The 20027-nt window shown below is 44.1% G+C and carries 19 protein-coding genes; 8 read left to right on the top strand and 11 right to left on the bottom strand.

Translation table 11 applies throughout. The features are described 5' to 3' along the window. Positions 1-3 precede the first annotated feature (3 nt). From ACHEVO_RS10820 to ACHEVO_RS10805, 4 genes are all read left to right on the top strand, one after another. Positions 4-753 (top strand): PhnD/SsuA/transferrin family substrate-binding protein, encoded by a 750-nt coding sequence (locus tag ACHEVO_RS10820; RefSeq protein ID WP_394124916.1) that lies wholly within the window; start codon positions 4-6, stop codon positions 751-753. A gap of 124 nt (positions 754-877) precedes the next feature. Further along, positions 878-1501 carry a hypothetical protein gene (locus ACHEVO_RS10815; protein WP_394124915.1) on the top strand — a complete coding sequence of 208 codons (624 nt, stop codon included), beginning with the start codon at positions 878-880 and terminating at the stop codon, positions 1499-1501. Between the two features lie 140 nt (positions 1502-1641). Next, on the top strand, positions 1642-2256 hold the full coding sequence (locus tag ACHEVO_RS10810; RefSeq protein ID WP_394124914.1) for a hypothetical protein: 615 nt from the start codon (positions 1642-1644) through the stop codon (positions 2254-2256). Between the two features lie 418 nt (positions 2257-2674). Then, positions 2675-3352, top strand: coding sequence for a class I SAM-dependent methyltransferase (locus ACHEVO_RS10805; RefSeq protein WP_394124913.1), 678 nt, complete (start codon positions 2675-2677; stop codon positions 3350-3352). A gap of 22 nt (positions 3353-3374) precedes the next feature. On the opposite strand, the gene ACHEVO_RS10800 is transcribed toward ACHEVO_RS10805, so the two are convergent. From ACHEVO_RS10800 to nfsB, 7 genes are all read right to left on the bottom strand, one after another. Further along, entirely contained in the window at positions 3375-3950 is a 576-nt protein-coding gene (locus ACHEVO_RS10800) for a GNAT family N-acetyltransferase (protein ID WP_394124912.1), read from the bottom strand. Between the two features lie 48 nt (positions 3951-3998). Beyond that, positions 3999-4721 (bottom strand): nucleotidyltransferase family protein, encoded by a 723-nt coding sequence (locus ACHEVO_RS10795; protein ID WP_394124911.1) that lies wholly within the window; start codon positions 4719-4721, stop codon positions 3999-4001. Next, positions 4718-6055 (bottom strand): XdhC family protein, encoded by a 1338-nt coding sequence (locus tag ACHEVO_RS10790; protein WP_394124910.1) that lies wholly within the window; start codon positions 6053-6055, stop codon positions 4718-4720. The genes ACHEVO_RS10795 and ACHEVO_RS10790 overlap by 4 nt, the downstream gene beginning before the upstream one ends. A 111-nt stretch (positions 6056-6166) precedes the next feature. Next, positions 6167-8605: a molybdopterin cofactor-binding domain-containing protein gene (locus ACHEVO_RS10785; protein WP_394124909.1), complete on the bottom strand. Its 2439-nt coding sequence runs from the start codon at positions 8603-8605 to the stop codon at positions 6167-6169. Between the two features lie 2 nt (positions 8606-8607). After that, positions 8608-9600, bottom strand: a complete 993-nt coding sequence (locus tag ACHEVO_RS10780; RefSeq protein ID WP_394124908.1) for an FAD binding domain-containing protein — start codon at positions 9598-9600, stop codon at positions 8608-8610. Further along, positions 9597-10268 carry a 2Fe-2S iron-sulfur cluster-binding protein gene (locus ACHEVO_RS10775; RefSeq protein WP_394124907.1) on the bottom strand — a complete coding sequence of 224 codons (672 nt, stop codon included), beginning with the start codon at positions 10266-10268 and terminating at the stop codon, positions 9597-9599. The genes ACHEVO_RS10780 and ACHEVO_RS10775 overlap by 4 nt, the downstream gene beginning before the upstream one ends. Positions 10269-10603: 335 nt before the next feature. Next, positions 10604-11260 carry an oxygen-insensitive NAD(P)H nitroreductase gene (gene nfsB / locus ACHEVO_RS10770; RefSeq protein ID WP_394124906.1) on the bottom strand — a complete coding sequence of 219 codons (657 nt, stop codon included), beginning with the start codon at positions 11258-11260 and terminating at the stop codon, positions 10604-10606. Positions 11261-11652: 392 nt separating this feature from the next. Here nfsB and ACHEVO_RS10765 point away from each other — a divergent pair, with 392 nt between their 5' ends. Then, on the top strand, positions 11653-12306 hold the full coding sequence (locus tag ACHEVO_RS10765) for a DsbA family oxidoreductase (RefSeq protein ID WP_394124905.1): 654 nt from the start codon (positions 11653-11655) through the stop codon (positions 12304-12306). Positions 12307-12350: 44 nt separating this feature from the next. Beyond that, positions 12351-13046: a haloacid dehalogenase type II gene (locus ACHEVO_RS10760; protein ID WP_394124904.1), complete on the top strand. Its 696-nt coding sequence runs from the start codon at positions 12351-12353 to the stop codon at positions 13044-13046. Between the two features lie 114 nt (positions 13047-13160). Here ACHEVO_RS10760 and ACHEVO_RS10755 read toward each other — a convergent pair whose 3' ends face one another. Further along, the gene (locus ACHEVO_RS10755; protein ID WP_057761290.1) at positions 13161-14291 is read right to left on the bottom strand and encodes an S-(hydroxymethyl)glutathione dehydrogenase/class III alcohol dehydrogenase; all 1131 of its coding nucleotides are present in this window, start codon (positions 14289-14291) and stop codon (positions 13161-13163) included. Positions 14292-14583: 292 nt separating this feature from the next. Here ACHEVO_RS10755 and ACHEVO_RS10750 point away from each other — a divergent pair, with 292 nt between their 5' ends. Together ACHEVO_RS10750 and ACHEVO_RS10745 are read left to right on the top strand one after the other, a co-directional pair. Next, positions 14584-15504 carry a LysR family transcriptional regulator gene (locus tag ACHEVO_RS10750; RefSeq protein ID WP_394124903.1) on the top strand — a complete coding sequence of 307 codons (921 nt, stop codon included), beginning with the start codon at positions 14584-14586 and terminating at the stop codon, positions 15502-15504. Positions 15505-15615: 111 nt separating this feature from the next. Beyond that, positions 15616-16134: a DUF302 domain-containing protein gene (locus tag ACHEVO_RS10745; RefSeq protein WP_160022024.1), complete on the top strand. Its 519-nt coding sequence runs from the start codon at positions 15616-15618 to the stop codon at positions 16132-16134. Between the two features lie 91 nt (positions 16135-16225). On the opposite strand, the gene ACHEVO_RS10740 is transcribed toward ACHEVO_RS10745, so the two are convergent. The 3 genes from ACHEVO_RS10740 to ACHEVO_RS10730 all read right to left on the bottom strand — a co-directional run bounded on the left by ACHEVO_RS10740 (position 16226) and on the right by ACHEVO_RS10730 (position 19898). After that, complete coding sequence (locus tag ACHEVO_RS10740) at positions 16226-16513, bottom strand: DUF4031 domain-containing protein (RefSeq protein ID WP_394124902.1); 288 nt, start codon at positions 16511-16513, stop codon at positions 16226-16228. A gap of 95 nt (positions 16514-16608) precedes the next feature. Continuing rightward, positions 16609-18873 carry a transglutaminase family protein gene (locus tag ACHEVO_RS10735; RefSeq protein WP_394124901.1) on the bottom strand — a complete coding sequence of 755 codons (2265 nt, stop codon included), beginning with the start codon at positions 18871-18873 and terminating at the stop codon, positions 16609-16611. Then, positions 18870-19898, bottom strand: coding sequence for a hypothetical protein (locus ACHEVO_RS10730; RefSeq protein ID WP_394124900.1), 1029 nt, complete (start codon positions 19896-19898; stop codon positions 18870-18872). Before ACHEVO_RS10730 ends, ACHEVO_RS10735 begins: the two co-directional genes overlap by 4 nt. Positions 19899-20027 lie beyond the last annotated feature (129 nt).

Below are 20027 nucleotides of genomic sequence, written 5' to 3'. Positions count from 1 at the left end.
GTCATGACGACACACCATATGTTAATCGCCCCTGATTTTTCGCCTGATCGCTTTGCAGGCTGGCACATGTTCAACACCTTGATTCAAAAACGTGCCAACTTAAACATGCATCTCAATATCCCTGCCTCTCACGCTGAGCAAGAGCAGGTCATTGATGCTGGTGACATTCAAATCATTTATGCCAACCCTTTTGATGCAGCCACTCTCATCCGAGAGCAAGGCTATCGAGCCATTGCCCGACCTATCGGCAAATCTGACGAGATGGTCATTGCAGCCGCAGCTAATAGCGCTATTAGCCGTTTGGAAGACATTCAAGCAGGGGCTACTGTCGCGATGGCTGACAACCGAGATGTCAAATTGATTGGTTTGCGCTTGCTAGAAGCCGTCGATATAGAAGCCTCTGATCTCAACTGGGATGTGACCGAGACCTATCAAGCGGCTGCCCGCAAGGTCATCAAAGGTGAAGCCCAAGTCGCATTTTTCTTGGCAGAGATATTTCATAGCTTTTCACGTTTGACCAAAACTCAGCTATCGGTACTTATCGAAAGTGACTTGGCTGATATCAGTCATGTACTCCTTGTTAAAGAAGACTTTCCTGACGCGCAAATCTTCCTAGAGGCCATTCTCAATTTACACAACGATGGAGATGGTAAAGAAGCCTTGGCTGAGCTCGGCATGCCTCAAGGGTTTGAGCCAATGAGCGAAGAAGATGCCGAGTTTATGATTGATTTAATGCAGACGTTATTGGATTAGTCGCTCAACCATTGTATTGATATCAAGCGCTATTTCTCTGAACTACATCATCGCTTGTCGTATGACATCATTATCACTGAAGCAAGCACCGTCGTAATAATAGCGATGACAGGAGGGTATTATTATGTCTGATTCAGACCTTATCAAAGAAAATGAAAGAGTCGCGCACCGAGTATTTCGGTTTTATTCTCGTAAAGTATTTTTGGCACCCAATAACCGTCATTTTCATGAGCAGCGCATCAATGCAGCTTTGTTATTGACGGAGAAAGAACCGCTACAAGGTGCAGTGGCAGACTTTTTTTACGGTTGCTGGTTTGATATCCCCTACGATGTAAACAATCTGTTTACTCGTATCAAAGATCGTTTGTATCCTCATGTCCAGCAAAGCTTTCGTGATTGCATTGATAAAAAAAGATACATCCAGCGCAATAGTATGTTGGCCACTCGTTGGAGTGTGCTGATATCTCCTTCTCTCAATGAGCAAAAGCAACGACTACGTATCAGCAGCGACGATGCCCGAGAAATCGCTAAAGACATCACCACTGAGCTGATGCAAGCGCGTGAGGACGAAGACTGGGGTACGATCGAGCAAATCGAAAATGAGTTTTTTGCCCATTGTACTGCGCGCAATGATCGTCTCGCATTTTCGTTGGTATGGTTTCGCTTGGGTAGAAGTGATTGGCAGTTCGATGCACGTTGGGACAACTGCCAACAACATCTCGATCAAACTATAGTCAAATCCATATAAGTCCGCTACATCGTTATCCTCGCTAAGCATACTAATGTATAACTTACGCTCGATTTGCTTGTATCGAAATTATTTGAACTCAACGATATAAAAGCCTAATTTGTTACTTATTAATCACTTTTATCATAATGGTAGTTACTATGTCTTCTTACTTAAATGCTGATAAAACCTATCTTACTCTGACGCCAGCTGGTATTTTCGAAGCGTTTTCACAGAACAAACCGACTGATGAGCAGTTGGCATTACAGGATTTGCTGTCTTATGATCAAACACTGCTCGCCGCTGACTGGCTTCAGCGTTATTATGATGACTGGCTACAGAGTTTTATAGAACAAGGCTGGATTGAAAAGCTGTCACTGTTTTTACCAGCGCCTAACTTGCCATTGGACCAGTTTTTGCCTTATGTCGTGGCGAGCCTATCTGGTAAACGCCGTGCCGCGATTGGCTCTGATGAAGGATTTTGTTTAGCGCGAGTTGGCTATAGTCAAGAAGAAGCGGACATGCTCAGTGTCGCCGCCGCTGACTTTTCAGGATTTATGCTTCGCCAAAAGCAACGTGGGTGGGCAGTAGAGAGTCAGGCAATCTCGTTTTTTCAACAGGTCGACCTACTCATTCCTGAGACCAGCTTTGTATTTTTATGGATAGATAATGCAGGCTACGTTCTCATCATCGATGGCGAACCTCTGACCAATAGCCGTGCCTTTGTAGAGCTGGTATGGGCACTCAAAACCTCTGGATTGAGATTTCTTAAATAAGGATGTTTCTTAACTGATTTAATTCGCTTAATTCATTCCACTGTATCGTCTGATTTGATGCTTAAGCTCGATCTTTTACGCGAGCATAAGCAGTGCGCTTAATTCTAGCTAAGCACACTACTTATGCTTATATGAAAATGTTCGTACCATTCTTATCTATATCACTCTCTAGTATCAGCCAACTCTACGCAGCAATAACAATACTCTCAGAATTAACAATAACTTGTCAGAATTTAGGTCATACTCTCCTCATACACTTAGGTATTTTCTTGCCACAACTTAAGTTGCCATAAATCTCTAATCATTCAAATATCTATACAGCTTCCAACATTTTAATTATCTTTTTCAACGTTGTACCCTACCGAAATCGGCAACCCCTGCCAAACCTTGCATTCTTGCTTATTTTTTAGGACAGTTTATGACTTCGCTGACCACTGTGCGCGTGCGTTATCAAACGATTGAAATTGGCAATACCGACATTCATATTTGTACTTTGCGTGACAACCAACAATTTAGCGACCCTGATGACGAAGCGTTAAATTTGGGTATCTGCTCCGCTTCTTGGCCGATGTTTGGGGTGATATGGCCGTCAAGCTTGGTGCTAGCCAATCATATGCTCGATTACGATATTGCAGGCAAACGTATTTTGGAAGTTGGCTGCGGTATGGCGCTCTCTAGTTTGCTACTTAACCATAGACATGCGGACATCACAGCGACTGACTATCATCCAACGGTTGAGTATTTCCTTGATAGAAATACCACGCTGAATAATAACAAAGAGATTAATTTTGAGCGTTTAGATTGGGCAGAGGACAATAGCCATCTTGGCAAGTTTGATATGATTATCGGCAGTGACTTGCTCTATGAAGACCAACACATTGATATATTAGCCGAGTTCATTGACCGTCACGCTATGCCGACTTGCGAAGTAATCGTGGTCGATCCTGGTCGCGGTCGCAAAAACAAGCTAACCAATAAGATGGCTGAATTTGGCTTTAGTAGTAAGCACGTTAAACCTGAAAATACTACTTACCTAGACTTACCGTTTAAGGGACATATTTTGACATTTTCGCGAGATGATATTAATCAAACATAGTAAAAGCCAGCCGTCAATACAACTAAGTGATTACAGTATCTTGCCACTGCTGCCGAGTGATTTTGTATAGTACATGCTCAGCAAGCCGATGATTAGGGTCAAGCATAGGGTGAAAGAAATCCTCCTGTGTATTGGTCATACCAAGGCGCTCCATAACCAATTGTGAGCGCTTATTGATAACGGCAGTAAAGGCGACCACGTCGCTAAGTTCTAAAATATCAAAAGCAAAACGTAAAGCAGCTTGCGCGGCCTCAGTCGCATACCCTTGTCCCCAATAATCATTACGTAAGCGCCAAGCAATCTCGACAGCAGGAGAAAACGACATATCGGCATTCGCGTTATTTAACCCAACCATACCGATAAAAGTATCTGTCTCTTTTAGACTGACCGCCCAAAAACCCCAACCATTATCATTAATCAGCGACTGGCATTTTTTGGCGATAGTATTACTCATCGAAGTAGTTAATAACTTAGGAAAGTATTCCATTACTTTAGGATTGGCATTCATCTTAGCGAATGGCGCAAAGTCGCTCGCTTGCCACTGTCTTAAGTACAGTCGTTCGGTTTCTATCGTATTTATAATTTTATTCTCTCGCATTTTATTGTTCAGAAGGAATACTGTTCAAAATCAATTAAATTAATCAGGTTAGCTATCAAGCCAGCCTTGTTGTTTGGCAAATGCTAGGTGCTCGGGCGTATCAATATCGTAGCTAAGTTGGTGATTATCGACCCTGCCTATTTGATCAGCGGGCAACCCTCTAATTAGGTGACGAAGCCCTTTATCTCCTGTCAATTCTGACTGCCACTGTCTCAGCAGTTTATAGTTAATTGCTAAAGGTAGACCTATGATATCAGATACCGCTTTATCTAGATTTTGATGTTTCGCTAAATCTTGCCAACTGTGATAATGACTGGCCACTATCGTCTGCTTGTCCGCTAGCAAAGCGGTTAAATGTGGCTCATCTAATAATACTTGATCTACTCCCATGATTAGCACTCGTTCGATTGAAGTCGATTTAAAAGCAGCAATTGTCTCAATACCCAAACGTAAACTATGCGCCATACCAGTATCAGCTTGTGAGTTCACCACTATTTGAACCGCTGGATATTGATTAGCCAACTCTGTAATCGTACTAGCAATCAAACGATGATTATCAGGAATGACAATGACGATGGCTTGCGGATTGGTCGTTATTGCCAGTCGAGTCATATAAATAATCAACGGTTCGCCATTCTTAACGAGTAGCTGCTTGGGTTCACCGAGACGCTGACTGAGGCCACTTGCTAAGATAATGACCGCATGGTTCTGGCTCTGCTGTTTAGTACTTTCTGTATGTTCAGTACCTTCTGTAAATGCACGCTTACTCATACGCCACTCTGGACAGTATTGGCATCTATATCACTACTCACCGCTGAGATATTTGAGAGATTACTTTGTGAACCATTTACTGAAGCGTTTTGATCATGCATGACCGCATTAATCTCTGCCATGATACCGAGCGCGAGTGCCTCAGGGCCATCTCCACCCAGCTTGTAACCAATCGGATAATGTAGCTTATGAATGCCCGCTTCTAACATAGTAGGATTGCTAATATTCGTGCTAATCTCATTAATCAAGCGTTCGGTACGATAGCGCGGCCCCAATTGCCCTAAGTATCTATAATTGTCTGAATGCTCGAGCAGTACAGCTAGGCGCGCGCGATCTTGACTCAAGCTGTGTGACATCAGAGCGACGGCTGCGTTATTACTGAGCTTAAGCAAAGCCTCACTGTCGTCTAAAGATAGCGGCATCACAACGTCTGCTTGAGGAAACCGCATACGTGTCGCATATTGCGCGCGACTATCTATAACTGTCACATGCCAATCTTGTAGCTTGGCCATGGTCACCAGTGGCATTACATCATTACCTGCGCCGCAGATCAATAGACGCAATTGTGGTTGCAGGCGTTGCACAAGCCACTCTGTTGTTACCTTGCCGTTTTCCACCGTCACATATTCGGCATTTTTATCAGACAGCTTATATTGTGCTAATTCTTCTACAGTATTGGCAAGTATGCTTGAAAACGCTGTTTTCCCTAGTGCAAAAACGCTTCCCAAACTGCAGTATTCATCTAAATTAATACGCATTCCAGTTTGCAAATTATCACTGTTTTGCGATATAGAATCTTGATGCTGATAGTCGTCAGCACGAATCAAAGTCGCTACAGTAATCGGCTGCTGAGTATGTCGAACATTACGGATGGTCTCTAACAATGACGTTGCTGTCGTTAGTCGCTCAAACAATACATGCACTCGCCCATTACAGCCCAATCCAAAATTTAGCTCATCAAAGTCCGCGTCATCTAAACCGCCATTTAAGCCGCTATCTAAACCTTTATCCGACTCATCATATATATCAGAGTTAGTTCGCTTCACACCTGCTTGCGCTTGGCCATCGTCAGCATATTGAATGTCATCACCCGTCTGATAGACTTGCACATTGGCACCGTTACGAGTAAGCCAAAAGGCACGTTTGATAATATGCGGCTCCAAGCAGCCACCACTAATCATCCCAACTGAGCGACCATCCTCACAGATAAGCATCATCGCGCCAGCACGGCGATATGCTGAGCCTTCAGTACGTACAACCGTTGCCAATACAGCGTCAATACCTTGTTGCTTAGCTTTGATTGCCAGATTAAGAATGTCAGCGACCTGATTCATAACGCCTCTTATTTGGTAGTTATTTTCTTGATAATGACGAAATATACTGCTGATTGAGTTATAAAAACCCGCTCATTAAGCGGGTTCCTGTCGTACATATGGCTTAAAAAATTACTCTGGCATCTCGTAAAGCAGCTTATCAAGCGTAATCGGAAAATCATAAACACGTACGCCGACGGCATTGTAAACAGCGTTAGCAATTGCAGCGGCAGCACCAGCAATAGCAGTCTCACCAATACCCTTGATATGCATTGGGTTGGTATAAGGATCATCCTCTTCGACCAATATCACATCTAACTGCGGTACATCAGCATTGACTGGCACATGATACTCAGCGAGGTCATGGTTACACAGGCGACCATCACGTTTATCATGGATGACCTCTTCCATTAACGCTGAACCAATACCAAATACCATACCGCCATAGCATTGCGAAGTCGCTGTTTTATGGTTAAGAATACGACCTGCGGCAAATGCGCCTGTCATGCGTTTTACTCGGATCTCACCCGTGACTTTATGCACGGCCACTTCAGCGAAGTTTGCACCAAAAGAAGACTGACGATACTTTTTACCATTTTTACCTGGCTTTATCTGTCCTTTGGCACTGACTTTTTGTTCCTCATAGCCTGCGATCACGTCAGCAAGCGCATATGATTCTGTATTGTCAAAATTATATTTTTCTGATTCTGACTGTTCTTCTAATACATTCTCTGAAAATGAAACTCCTGTGGTTTCAGATATTTTATCAATAGTGCTATCAGCAAACGCTTGACCATTCTCTTTGGCTGTCTCTACTGCAGTCAGTTCGTGCTTGCCTACTTGCTTAATTTGACCATTATCTAACTGAATCGTATCAGGATATAGGCCGACTTTTGCTGCTAGCATTTCACGCAGCTGCTCACAAGCGAGGTAGACACCACTACCTGCACTCGCAGCGCCCCAACTACCACCTGAACCTGATGCAGGCGGCAGGGCACTATCGCCTAACTTCATCTCGATATGGTCAATAGGTAGTCCTAATAAATCTGCAGCTACCTGAGAAAATACGGTATAAGACCCTGTACCGATATCTGTCATATCTGTCTCGATAACCGCTTTGACACCGAGCGCTTTTGACTTATCGACTTGCAGTGTTGCTCGCGCTTCAGAAGACTGTAACTGATTACCACGTGCGGCCGCAGCCATGCCTGTGCCTATCCACCAGTCGCCTTCTAATTGACTGGCAGGCTTTGTGTTGCGCTGACTCCAACCAAACTGCTCAGCACCTTGCTCCATACAAGCAATCAGCTGGCGCGTCGAAAATGGAATGTCTTTACTAGGGTCTTTTTCGGGTTCATTACGGCGGCGCAGCTCTATAGGATCAAGGTCCAATTGCGCAGCCAATTCATCCATTGCACATTCAACGGCAATCATACCGACCGCTTCGCCAGGTGCACGCATCGAGCCTGATAACACTTGGTTCATATCGACCATTTCATAATTTACACGGCGGTTTTTACCACTGTATAGATAGTGCGTAGACAAGGCAGTTGGCTCAAAGAACGCCTCGTCTGGCAGATTGCTAGAAATGGTATCGTGAATCAGCGTATCGATAACACCATCCTTGTCGCAGCCAATTGCAATGCGCTGACGAGTGTTTGAGCGTCTGACGGTTGCTTCCATCACCTGTGGACGGGTCATGGTAATCAATACTGGTCGACCAAGATCTTTTGACGCAATAGCAGCGGCAATAGATTCGGGGGCAATACCAAGCTTACTACCAAACCCACCACCAACGTAGTGTGCAATTAGCTGAACTTGCTCTTTGTTTAAGTTTAGCGCATCCATGACTTGCTGCTTACAAGACGCGAGCATTTGATTTGCCGTATAAAGAACGAGCTTATCCCCTTCCCAATGTGCCAATGTTGCATGTGGCTCCATCGCCGAGCTGTTTTGACTTGGCGTATGATAAAAGCGATCAAGCGTTACCTCAGCATCAGCCAATCCTTGCTCAGGATCGCCTTGGACATAATTTTTGTCAGAGCCTTTTTTCTCATCAACTTCATGGGCGTTAGACAACTCTTTAGTAAAATTCAATGCTGCTTGGTCAGTCTCATCTTTATAAGTGACTTTAAGCGCATTTGCCCCTTCTGTTGCTGCTTCAAAGGTTTCAGCGATGACCACCGCAATAGGCTGACCATGATAAAAAATCTCAGTCGCTCCCTGCTTCGGGGCTTTTTTCAATCCGCCTTGCTGAGAATTACGCAAGAAGTGCTTAGGATCTGTCACGACCTTGATAATATTAGGAATGCCGTCTAAAGAACTACTATCGATATTTTCGACTTGTCCTTTGGCAATGGTCGCACCGACCAAGACACCGTACGCTTTATTGTCTAAATGAATTTCGGCACTGTAAGGCGCTTGACCACTAACCTTCAGCGAGCCGTCAACACGGTTAATTGGCTTACCGACCAGTTTGCTCGCTGTTGTGCTAAATAAAGACTCAACAGGCTCATCCATAGTCATTTTTTTGGTCGGTTCTGACTGAGTGATTGATTCAAATAATGACATGATTATGCTCCCTCGCCCGCTAGTGCGCGCTGAATGACTTGTTTTAGTAGGCGACGCGTTAACGGTATCTTAAAATCGTTTTGACCATTACCTTTGGCATCATTCAATAACAGATTGGCGGCTTGCGCGATAACATCATTATTGCCATCAGTACCCATTAACAACGTTTCAACTTCCTCGTTACGCCATGGCTCCGTACCGATACCACCAAATGCCAATCGTACCGTTTTTAGATTACCGTTATCATCAGCGTCTATCACTGCGGCACAGGACACGAGCGCAAACGCATATGAGGCGCGATCTCGCACTTTGTCATAGGTGTGCATACCTTTGATAGGCGCAGGTAATACAACGTGAGTGATTAACTCACCTGCCTCTAATACGTTTTCGATATGCGGCGTATCTTTCGGTAAGCAATAAAAGTCTTTTACATTGATAGTACGAATCGAGCCGTCCGCCTTAACTGTCTCGATAGTGGCATCCAGCAAGCGCATCGCCACTGCCATGTCAGATGGGTGCTGAGCAATACAGGCATCGCTCGTGCCTAAAATAGCTAGCGTACGGTTCTCGCCATTGATAGCAGGACAACCTGTCCCCGGTTCACGCTTGTTGCAGGCGCTGTCTGTCTGGTAAAAATAATAACAACGTGTGCGCTGCAAGAAGTTACCGCCAGTCGTTGCTTTATTACGCAACTGGCCAGTCGCTCCTGCCAAAATCGCTCGGGATAATACGGGATAATTTGCAATAACTTCAGGATGCGCTGCTAAATCACTATTGGTCACAAGCGTGCCAATACGCAGACCACCGTCGGCAGTGGTTTCAACTTGCTCTAATTCTAAACGGGTAATATCGACCAATTTAATTGGCGTTTCAATCTCCAATTTCATCAAGTCTAATAAGTTGGTACCACCTGCGATAAATGACGCATCTTTGGTACTGGCAGATATTGCCGCTTGCTCTGGTGCATCAGCACGGCTATATTCAAAGCGTTTCATGAGCGGCCTCCTGTTGTAGCAGTTGCTGTCTTGTTATTCGCTGAGGTCTTACCAAGTTGCGCCTCGCTCGGTGGTGGTGACCAGATACCTGTCACGCTTGAATTTTGCACTGTATTGTCTGTTGTTTGAGTACTAGCTTCTTGTATTTGACTCTCTGATACCTGACTCTCAAGCACTTGTGAAATGGCTTTGATAATATTTGGATAAGCTGAGCAGCGACAGATATTACCGCTCATGCGCTCAGCAATTTCTTGTACAAGGCGACCATCAGGGTTTTGCAAATCTGTGCTGACATGGCTTGGCCAATTTTGTTTCACTTCTTCTATCAATGCGGTCGCTGAACAAATCTGACCAGGCGTGCAATATCCGCACTGAAAAGCGTCATTGTCTTTAAACGCTTGCTGCAATGCCGATAATGACTCTGGCATTCCGATGCCTTCGATCGTTGTGATGTCATCACCATCATGCATAACGGCGAGTGTCAGACAGGAATTGACCCGTCGTCCATTAATGAGCATGGTACAAGCCCCGCATTGACCGTGGTCGCAGCCCTTTTTGGGTCCAGTAATTTGTAGGTGCTGACGACAGACGTCGAGCAGTGTCGTACGGGCGTCAAGATTTTCAAGCTGATAATCTTGCTTATTGATTGTTAAGGTCAAAGTAGACATGCTGGCTTCTCGCTGGCAGATGAACATAATAGAATGATGAAATACGCTTCAAAATGACAGCGTCAATAAATTTATTATGACGTATGAAAACAGTTGTTTTGTTTTTACTTTGTAGGGATTCCAGTGTAGTTTCTAATCTGCAAGAGTATCGAAATGTTAGCGCTGCTAATAGGTGGTATATTTTTTATCCTCAGTTTTTAAGGTTATCTAAAAGTAAATCTCGATAAAAAAAGCCTCATAAACAGTCAGTTTATGAGGCTCTTAAATAGACTTTTTACGTATAGTATTTAGTAGATATGTCTATTAAAAATGTTCTTTGCTTAGATAATAACTGGCTAGGCTTTCGTAATAACCGTCTCTTCATCAAAACGTGATTTTGGCAGCTCAGCGTTAAAGTCATCTTTACTACGGTAACCAAGCGATACGACTGCTACAGCGGTGTAGCCTTTACTACGTAAATTAAACTCTTCATCGAGCGCTTTTAAATCCGCCCCTTCCATCGGCACCGCATCAATACCTAAGGTTGCAGCCCCTAGTAGCAAAGCGCCCATATTGAGATACAATTGCTCTATCAACCAATGTGGCTCGTCCTTTTGCTCATAACGACGAATGTCCAAAAACATTTTACGCGTTTGGTGCATTTGCTCTTTAAATTTTGGCTCTGCAAAACGACCATCTGCATCTTCTTTTTCTAAGATATCATCCAAAAACTTATCATCTGCATAGACACGACTACAGAATATAATGACGTGCGAAGCACCTTTTACTTTGGCATCGTTGAACTCATACATGCCTTCAGTACCTTTTGCGATTCGGGCTTTACCAGCTTCATCATCAGCAATCACAAAATGCCAAGGCTGAATATTGGTACTCGAAGGACTGAGGCGCAAAATATCCTTTAGACTTTGGAAGTCTTCTGCTGAGATTTTCTTATTGGTATCAAATTCTTTTGTGCTGTAGCGCCAGTTCATCGCTTCGGTGATATTTTTCATCTGTAACTCCATTATTGATATTAACTTTTTATTCTTGCTTAGAATTTTTCTTCTTCGATTATCATTTCAACGAAGCCACTTTAATTAAAAAGCTATTTTATGACCATGCCTGCTTGGTTAAGTATTCGTAGGTTTTGTTATGACTGAGTCAGCGTATTACAAAAATGCCTACTTTCTTATTAGTAATAGTTACAATTACGCTACCGAATTGGCGACGCTGACTGCGCAGACTACATTGTAATCACTTAGTCATTCTCTTAGTATGAACTGACCTGATATATGGTAACTAGTTATAGTTGTCTGGTAATTAGGTATATCTGCTTGATTCCAACTGATATGCCACTATCTATATATCCCAAACAAAACATACATAATAATACCCGTGAGGAAATATGAGCACATCAGAAAAACCACTCCGAATAGATATCGTCTCAGACGTCGTCTGCCCTTGGTGCGTTATCGGCTATCGTCAATTGGCAGCAGCGCTTGAGCAAACCAATACCGCTCACACTATCCACTGGCATCCGTTTGAGCTAAACCCAAATATGCCAAGCGAAGGGCAAAACCTACGTGAGCACATCATCGAGAAGTATGGCTCGACTAAGCAGGAGTCAGATGCTAGCCGAGTCAGAATGACTGAAGTTGGACAGGAAGTTGGCTTTGAGTTTAACTTCAATGATGACACACGTATGCACAACACCTTTAACTTGCATCAGCTGCTACATTTCGCTGATCAACAAGGCCGCATGCATGAGTTAAAGCAAGCCTTATTTGCCGCGCATTTCACCAATAACAGAGATATCTCAGATATCAATGTGCTTGCCGATATTGCAGCAGAGACTGGGCTTGATCGTAGTGAATCATTGGCAGTGTTAGAAGGTCAATTCTTTGCGAAAGAAGTACGAGCAGAAGAGCAGCATTGGCAACAGCAAGGTATCCAAAGTGTACCAGCGATTATCTTTAATGAGCGTCATCTGGTCAGCGGTGCTCAAGGGGTCGAAAACTACATCAGTATTTTAGAGCAATTGGCCAACATGACTGAGTAAACCACCTGACGTTATAAAAATGTCATTCTATAAAAGGATACTTTATGTCTTCTGAACGCTTTCCCTCGATTATTGTGTTTGACGTCAATGAAACACTGCTCGATATCGACACGCTAACGCCTTTATTCACGCGCGTCTTTGGCAAGCAAAGAGTGCTGCGAGAATGGTTCGCTCAGCTAGTACTGTACTCGCAGACCATGACGTTATCCGGTCTCTATACGCCTTTTGGCGAGCTCGGCGTTGGTGCATTGCAAATGATTGCTAACATCAGACAAGTGACTTTGACAGACGACGATATCAATGAGTTCAAAGAAAGAATGAGCGCGTTGCCTGCGCATCCTGATGCAGCGCCAGCCCTGACTCGTTTGCGCGATGCAGGGTTTCGACTGGTCACGCTGACCAATTCAGCAAGCAGTGCGTCTCCAACGCCATTAGAAAAAGCAGGACTCAGTCAATTCTTTGAGCAGCACTTTAGTATTGAGACTGTTGGCAAATTCAAGCCAGCACCTGATACTTACCAATTGGTGGCTGATACGCTAGCCGTTGATACGTCAGATTTATGCCTTGTCGCCTGTCACCTCTGGGATACCATAGGCGCACAAGCGGCAGGTTGTCGCGGTGCATTTTTGACCCGTCCTTATAATGCGATGCTAAACGCGCCCAATGTACCAGTTCCAGATTTGACCGCATCAGACTTATCGACATTAGCGGATCAAATCATTAGCAAAAAGAGTGCTTGATACATTTAAACTTTAAGCTATGTTTGCAAATAACATTAAAAAAGGCTGCTTCAATATCGAAGCAGCCTTTTTATTTTTAATAAAGCATTTCTAAGACAATAACGTCGTTGCTAATTACTCTGAGAAGTGTACAACCGTACGGATACTTTCGCCTTTGTGCATCAAGTCAAATGCTTCGTTGACGTCTTCTATCGGCATCGTATGAGTGATGAAGTCCTGTAAAGGAATCTCGCCCGCTAAATAGCGCTCGACATAACCTGGTAGTTCTGTGCGACCTTTTACACCGCCAAATGCTGAGCCCTTCCAGACTCGACCAGTCACTAACTGGAATGGACGGGTTGAGATTTCTTGTCCAGCACCAGCCACACCGATAATCACCGACTCGCCCCAACCTTTGTGGCAGCACTCTAATGCTGAGCGCATGACATCGACATTACCGATACATTCAAACGAATAATCAACACCGCCATCGGTTAGCTCAACGATCACTTCTTGAATTGGTTTGTCGTAATCTTTCGGGTTGATACAGTCAGTTGCCCCTAGCTTTTTGGCCAGTTCAAACTTGCTTTCATTGATATCAATCGCGATGATACGGCTGGCTTTTGCCATGGCAGCACCAATCACTGCTGACAGTCCAATACCGCCCAGTCCAAAGATAGCCACTGTAGCGCCCTCTTCGACTTTTGCAGTATTCATAACCGCGCCCATGCCGGTGGTCACACCGCAACCAAGTAAGCAAACTTCTTCTAATGGCGCCTCTTTATTGACTTTAGCCAAAGAAATCTCTGGTAAAACTGTGTATTCAGAGAAAGTTGAGCAACCCATATAATGGTAGATAGGCTCGCCGTCTTTATAAAAACGTGTAGTACCATCTGGCATTAAGCCTTTGCCTTGAGTCTCGCGTACTGCCGAGCATAGATTGGTTTTGCCTGAGCGGCACATTTTACAGACGCCGCATTCTGCCGTGTATAACGGAATGACATGGTCACCGACCTGAACGCTAGTCACGCCTTCGCCAACTTGCTCAACGATACCGCCACCTTCATGACCCAAGATCGCAGGGAACACACCTTCTGGGTCTTCACCAGATAAGGTAAAAGCATCTGTGTGACACACACCACTGGCAACGATTTTGACCAATACTTCACCTTTGCGTGGCAGCATGACGTCCACTTCTTCGATAGATAATGGCTGCTTTGGACCCCAAGCGATGGCGGCTTTTGATTTAATAAATTTATCAGACATAAGAATCTCTCTTTTTAATTGATTGTTATTTATGGGTGATAACATGACAGTTGCGCTATAAGCACAAACAATTCTAATAACTTGCTAACACATTTTATGGATTTTATCGGTCACTATATCCACAGTTAAAACAAATAAAGATAGACTGAGCTTATCTTGCCTGCCCTCTATAGGCAAGCATCGATGACAGTAAAACACCATCTGTTTACATTGATACTAACCATTATATTTATTTCTGAGCGGATAACAATATGCTATATTTGCAAATATCTTTTACATATTGGTAATAATCATGCGCTGGGAAGGGATTAGTGAGTTTGTCTATGTCGCAGAATATGAGAGCTTTACACGTGGTGCAAAAGAGCTGGGTATCTCGACTGCACAAGTCAGCCGTCAGATCAGTGCCTTAGAGAAACGCTTAAGTATAAAGCTACTATATCGAACCACACGCAAGGTCTCATTAACCGAAGAAGGCCGCGTATTCTATCAGCATTGCCGCAGTGTGCTCGATGGCTTGGATGCCGCTGAGCAAGCCGTAAGCAACTTACAATCAAAGCCTCAAGGCAGGATAAAACTAACAGCGCCCGTTACCTATGGTGAGCAGCAGTTATTACCACTCATCAATGATTTTATGATGCAGTATCACGATATCGAAGTGACTGCCTTTTTGAGCAATCAGAAAATAGACTTGATTGAAGGGGGTTATGATTTGGCCATTCGTATTGGCAAATTGCATGACTCGACGATGATGGCAAAGAAACTTAGCCTGCGTACTAACTTTGTCTGCGCGGCGCCCTCTTATCTAAAAAAACACGGCATACCACACCAACTGAGTGATTTAAGTCAACATAACTGCCTACTAGGTACTCGTGACTACTGGCACTTTATAGATACTGCTAAAGTAAAAGAGAATAGTAATACTCATGGTAAGGCGGATAACCAACAAGCAAGTGTAGAAAGAAACCTGCGTGTCTCTGGTACTGTGCAATACAATAGCGGCCATAGCCTAGTTGATGCTGCACTAAAAGGCTTGGGCATCGTCCAGCTGCCTGATTACTATGTGCAAAAGTACTTAACATCTGGCGAGTTGGTCAGTTTACTTGATGACTATAGAGAGCCCGAAGAAAGCATTTGGGCCATCTATCCGCATAACCGTCATTTATCACCAAAGATTAGACTGCTCGTAGATTATTTGGCAGAACATTTGGTTTAACGTTCTGTTAAGACGTCTTGCAATCGCAAACCTGATTACGCACAATGAATATTTGATGTTGCTCATTATAGTTAGGACTGACCATACTACAGACAACTTAAAGGTGTCATTATGATTAAAATCGTCTCTATCGCTGCGCTAGCAGTAGCCGTTTCCTCTTGTGCCAGTATCGATACGCTATTGGATAAAACCAAGAGTACTGGTGCTATGACAGACACAACAACCTCTATCAATGCTGAAAAAGGCTTGGTAACTTTACAGAGCAATCACTCCGTCAAAGATACCGCAGACAAGCTGGTCTCAGTTATCGAAAGCAAGGGTATGAAAGTATTTGCACGAGTCGACCATCAGAAAAATGCACAGAGTGCCGACTTATCATTGAGACCAACGCAAGTCGTTATGTTTGGCAACCCTAAAGCGGGTACGCCATTAATGAACTGTGAGCAAACTGTTGCCATTGATTTGCCGCAAAAAATCTTAATTAGCGAAGATGCCGATAAAAAAGTATGGCTGTCATACAACAACCCTGACTACCTCAAGACACGTCACAATATCAAAGGTTGCGATACCGAGATTGCTAATATCTCAAAAGCACTTAACGCTATCAGTACTGCAGCAATAGCAAAATAATGCGATCGATATAGTTGAATAAATATACATTCGAGTAAATAAGTGAAATGTGCTACGGAAGTATTACTTATTTACTTAAAAATCTTTCATATCAAGAATGACTAGATTGCTCTATCTGGTCATTCAGTTCTACTTTTAATTTCTTTGCGCACTCGATAATCTTTTTTCTATCGGCAGGAATAGCGCCATACTCAATCGCGGTTTCTCGCATTTGAACGGTGATATCGTAATGAGGGTAGCTGGCGTTACGGTGGAACAAACGCTCATCTAATTCAATGAACGCCGCAAAATCATGTAGCTCTTGCAAGCTATCCGCTAACATATGGCACCACTTATGGCCTTTGAATTTTATCTGCACAAAATCTACATATATCGCCATATAACCGCCTCTCTACTAATTCACTAATTCGCTTATCTATTTTTTAATTAGCTCAGAACACCTTAGCAACTTAATAACACTATCACCCAAAATCTCTATAATAATGCGCGCACATCTTTTTTAAGTTGTTTGAGTCGTTCTTGATACTCGCTATGACTGCTATCAAATGTACTCAGTCGTCCATAGCGTAACTGACGGTAGTTTTGTCTAATTTCAATAAGCTTTGTCTGAATAACGATTGGATCACTACTATCTGTTAGCTGACTTGTAGCAGAGTGAGCATTGTCACCCTGACGGCTATCAATAGCTGATGCCAAACGTTCCAACCACGCTAGCTGCCCTTCATTATCATTGCGGGCTAATAATTTATCATGCTTGGCAACACGTTTTGAGAGCTGAGCAAGAGGTAGGTCTGCTGGGTGGCAGCGCTTACGGCGGCGATACCAAATGACAAATATTAAGATAGCCATAACGGAAACCGCACTGGTGGCTAACCAAATGATTTGCTGCATGATTGAGCTGATATTGAACCATTTGAGTAGCGAGTCGGCCTGTTTGTCTTGGTCATAGCCGACTACGTCTTTTTGCCAGTAGTAGCTCGCTTGGTCTGATAGGCGGCGTAGCGTTTGTAGCATCTGATACTGCTGATAGCTGATTTGTGCACTGGCACCATTGCCAAACATAGCTGCCCCTTGCTGCTCGGTCATCGTATTCATGCCTTGCTCTACTCGCTCAGGCGCCACAAAGGCTGTCGGATCAACACGTACCCAGCCTTGGCCCTCAAGCCAAACCTCAGTCCATGCATGTGCATCCATTTGCCGCACTTCCCACACGTTACCATTGCGACTCGGCTCACCGCCTTGATAGCCCGCTACTACTCGTGCAGGAATACCAGCGGCGCGTAGCATAAAAGTAAAGCTTGACGAATAATGCTCACAGAACCCTGCTTTGGTTTCAAATAAAAATTCGTCAATCCGATTGGTATGGAGCCGTGGTGGCGACAACGTATAGCGAAACTCTGTCCGATTGATCCATTGCTCAATAGCAGCGATGTAGCGAACAGGGTCTGAACCTGACTGTTCAAATAGTTGCTTAGCAAGCGCGCGTGCTTGTGGATTACCTTCATCAGGCAAGGCAAGGTTCTCACGTCTTGATGCCTCTGTTAGAACCGGATCAATACGCATCTGTGCAAACTGCAACACATCATAGCGAAGTTGCTGCGTAACAGGTTGGTCCTTTGATAAGGTAAATTCAGAGGTAGTATTGATATCTGGCTGTTCAGAAAACGGATAATCAAGACCGAATAGCCAGTTTTGCTGAGTAGGTTCTAAGATAACCTTGTAATTGACAGGTGCCGCCCTTGATTCGTCAGGTACAGTAGCAAAGGCATTCTGAATCCATGCAGGTGCTTGCAATCTCGACGACCATTGACCCTTTTGGGAAGCTGGTCGCCATGTGACACCATCGAAATCACTAAATACCAAACCGCGCCAATACAGCTGCTGTTGCGGTGGGCGCTCATCAGCAAACTCTACCCGAAAGGCTAGCTCAGTTGACTGCCCTAAATTGGCAAAATCACCAGGAGACATGCTATTAGACACACCTGTAACGGCTTGCTGACCTGAGAGCTGTACGGACCACAGTGGTGGCAGTCTCGGAAAAAACAAAAATAGCACCAGCAATAATGGTAACGCGCCAACCCCTAACACACCCAATGTCCGCAAGCGTCCATCACCGCTAGCATTGCTATCATCATTAAGCGCAATAAATGCTAGCAATACAATGACTGCGCCAACGATCACTTCTAAAGTAGTCAGTAAACCTTGGTCCATCAAAAACAATGCCGCAAGCACGAACAATGATAAATTCAACACCACATAGGCATCGCGGCACTTATACAGCTCCCATAGCTTACTAACTAGGCATAACACCAAAAATGCCACACCCATATCAAGCCCAAATGCCCTACTGTAGGTCAGCCACAGACCTAATAGCCCCAGCAGAAAGCCTAGCATTTGTACACTTTGGTAAATACGCTTTAGGTGCGATAGTTTCTTGAATTTAGCTTTGATATGAGGCAATTGAGCGACGATACTAACGGCGGCAAATCCTATCAGCCATAATGGTAAATGTGCGGCATGCGGTAACACGACGACGACTTGGGCAATTAATACCCAATAATAAGCTGGCAGTGCAAATAACTTACGATACCATTTAGCGTCATTTCGCTCAGGTCGAAACGAGACTTTTTGACCTAAAGCCAACTGCTCAAAGCTGGCCGTTTTTGTAGCATCGACCGCAGAATACTCTGTGGACAGTGTATCAACATCAGCAGAAGATAAGCGTTTAGAATTGGTCATGGTGCTTTCGCAAGCCTTAGCAAGCATGCTTGCGCAAAGGATTCTCCGTTACCCATCTCCGCAGTAGCAGTAGCAGAAGCAGAAGCATCACTAGGTAAACGCATTTGAAACGGCACGCCTAGCTGACCCAGCGTCAATGCCCCATAAGCCAATTGTGCAAGTTTTTGCTCGTGATGTGCAGCTGGCATATCTGCATAATCAAGCGTTTGTTCATGACCCACCGGATCAGCGAAGTGCTTGGTCAGCATACCTTGTCCCCGCGCCACATGCCCCCAAGAGACTCGGGCCAATGATTCACCCTCGATATAGTTGTCTAATCGCTCAAAGTCGTCCTGACCCTGTCTATACTGCCCACCTGTTGGTAAATCCTCTAAGCTTGCAATTGCATATTTTGCTTGCCAGTCAAAAACTTCAGGTTTTGGATATACCCAAGCTGTACGCGCAAAGTAAACGTAAGACCATGCGCGCATAATACCTAATGGATAAACTGTTTTTATTTTTAACCGCGGTAGTTCAAGTTGACCACGGTTGTAAGTCTGGACAGGAAGTCGAATGACTTGCTCGCCTTGTAGCCGTGTAATGAGTACTGAGTGTGGTGCATTAGTGCCATTTTTGGTTTTTTTATTGGTTATCTGCTCAAATTCAAATAGCAACTGGCGCCTTGGTTGGCGACTCTCACTATTCAACTGTAGTGTAACCCAAACAGGCAAGCCAGCTTCTGTCATAGTGACTTCTAGCAGACGCACTTGCAGACCAGATATATGAGCAAAAGTAACATGAAAACTAATCAGCCAAACACTGACCAGATAAAAGCACAAACCAAGCACCAAGTTGTTGCCATAATTGATACCCGCGATAAAGGTAATCCCTAACAATACGGCGAATAGCATTCCTTCACGACTAAAGAAAATATAGACATTACGCAAATTAAGCGTAGCACTATCACTTTTAGGCGCGCGCGCGGCAAACCAGCGGCTCAGAGCTGATTTTATTGGTGCGGTTAAGGCCTTTGGTAACAAGCTCATGACTACCCTATTATTACCATCTGATTGACAATGTTGTCATCATTTGTATTTATATCATCTGACTGACAAACAAACTCACGAATAGAACGATATAATCGATTCAGAACCATTCGAATACGAGGAGATCGG

This window comes from Psychrobacter nivimaris, assembly GCF_043419765.1.
GTDB lineage: Bacteria > Pseudomonadota > Gammaproteobacteria > Pseudomonadales > Moraxellaceae > Psychrobacter.
Note: the sequence above shows the minus strand (reverse complement) of the source record. Positions and strands in the feature narration are given on the sequence as shown.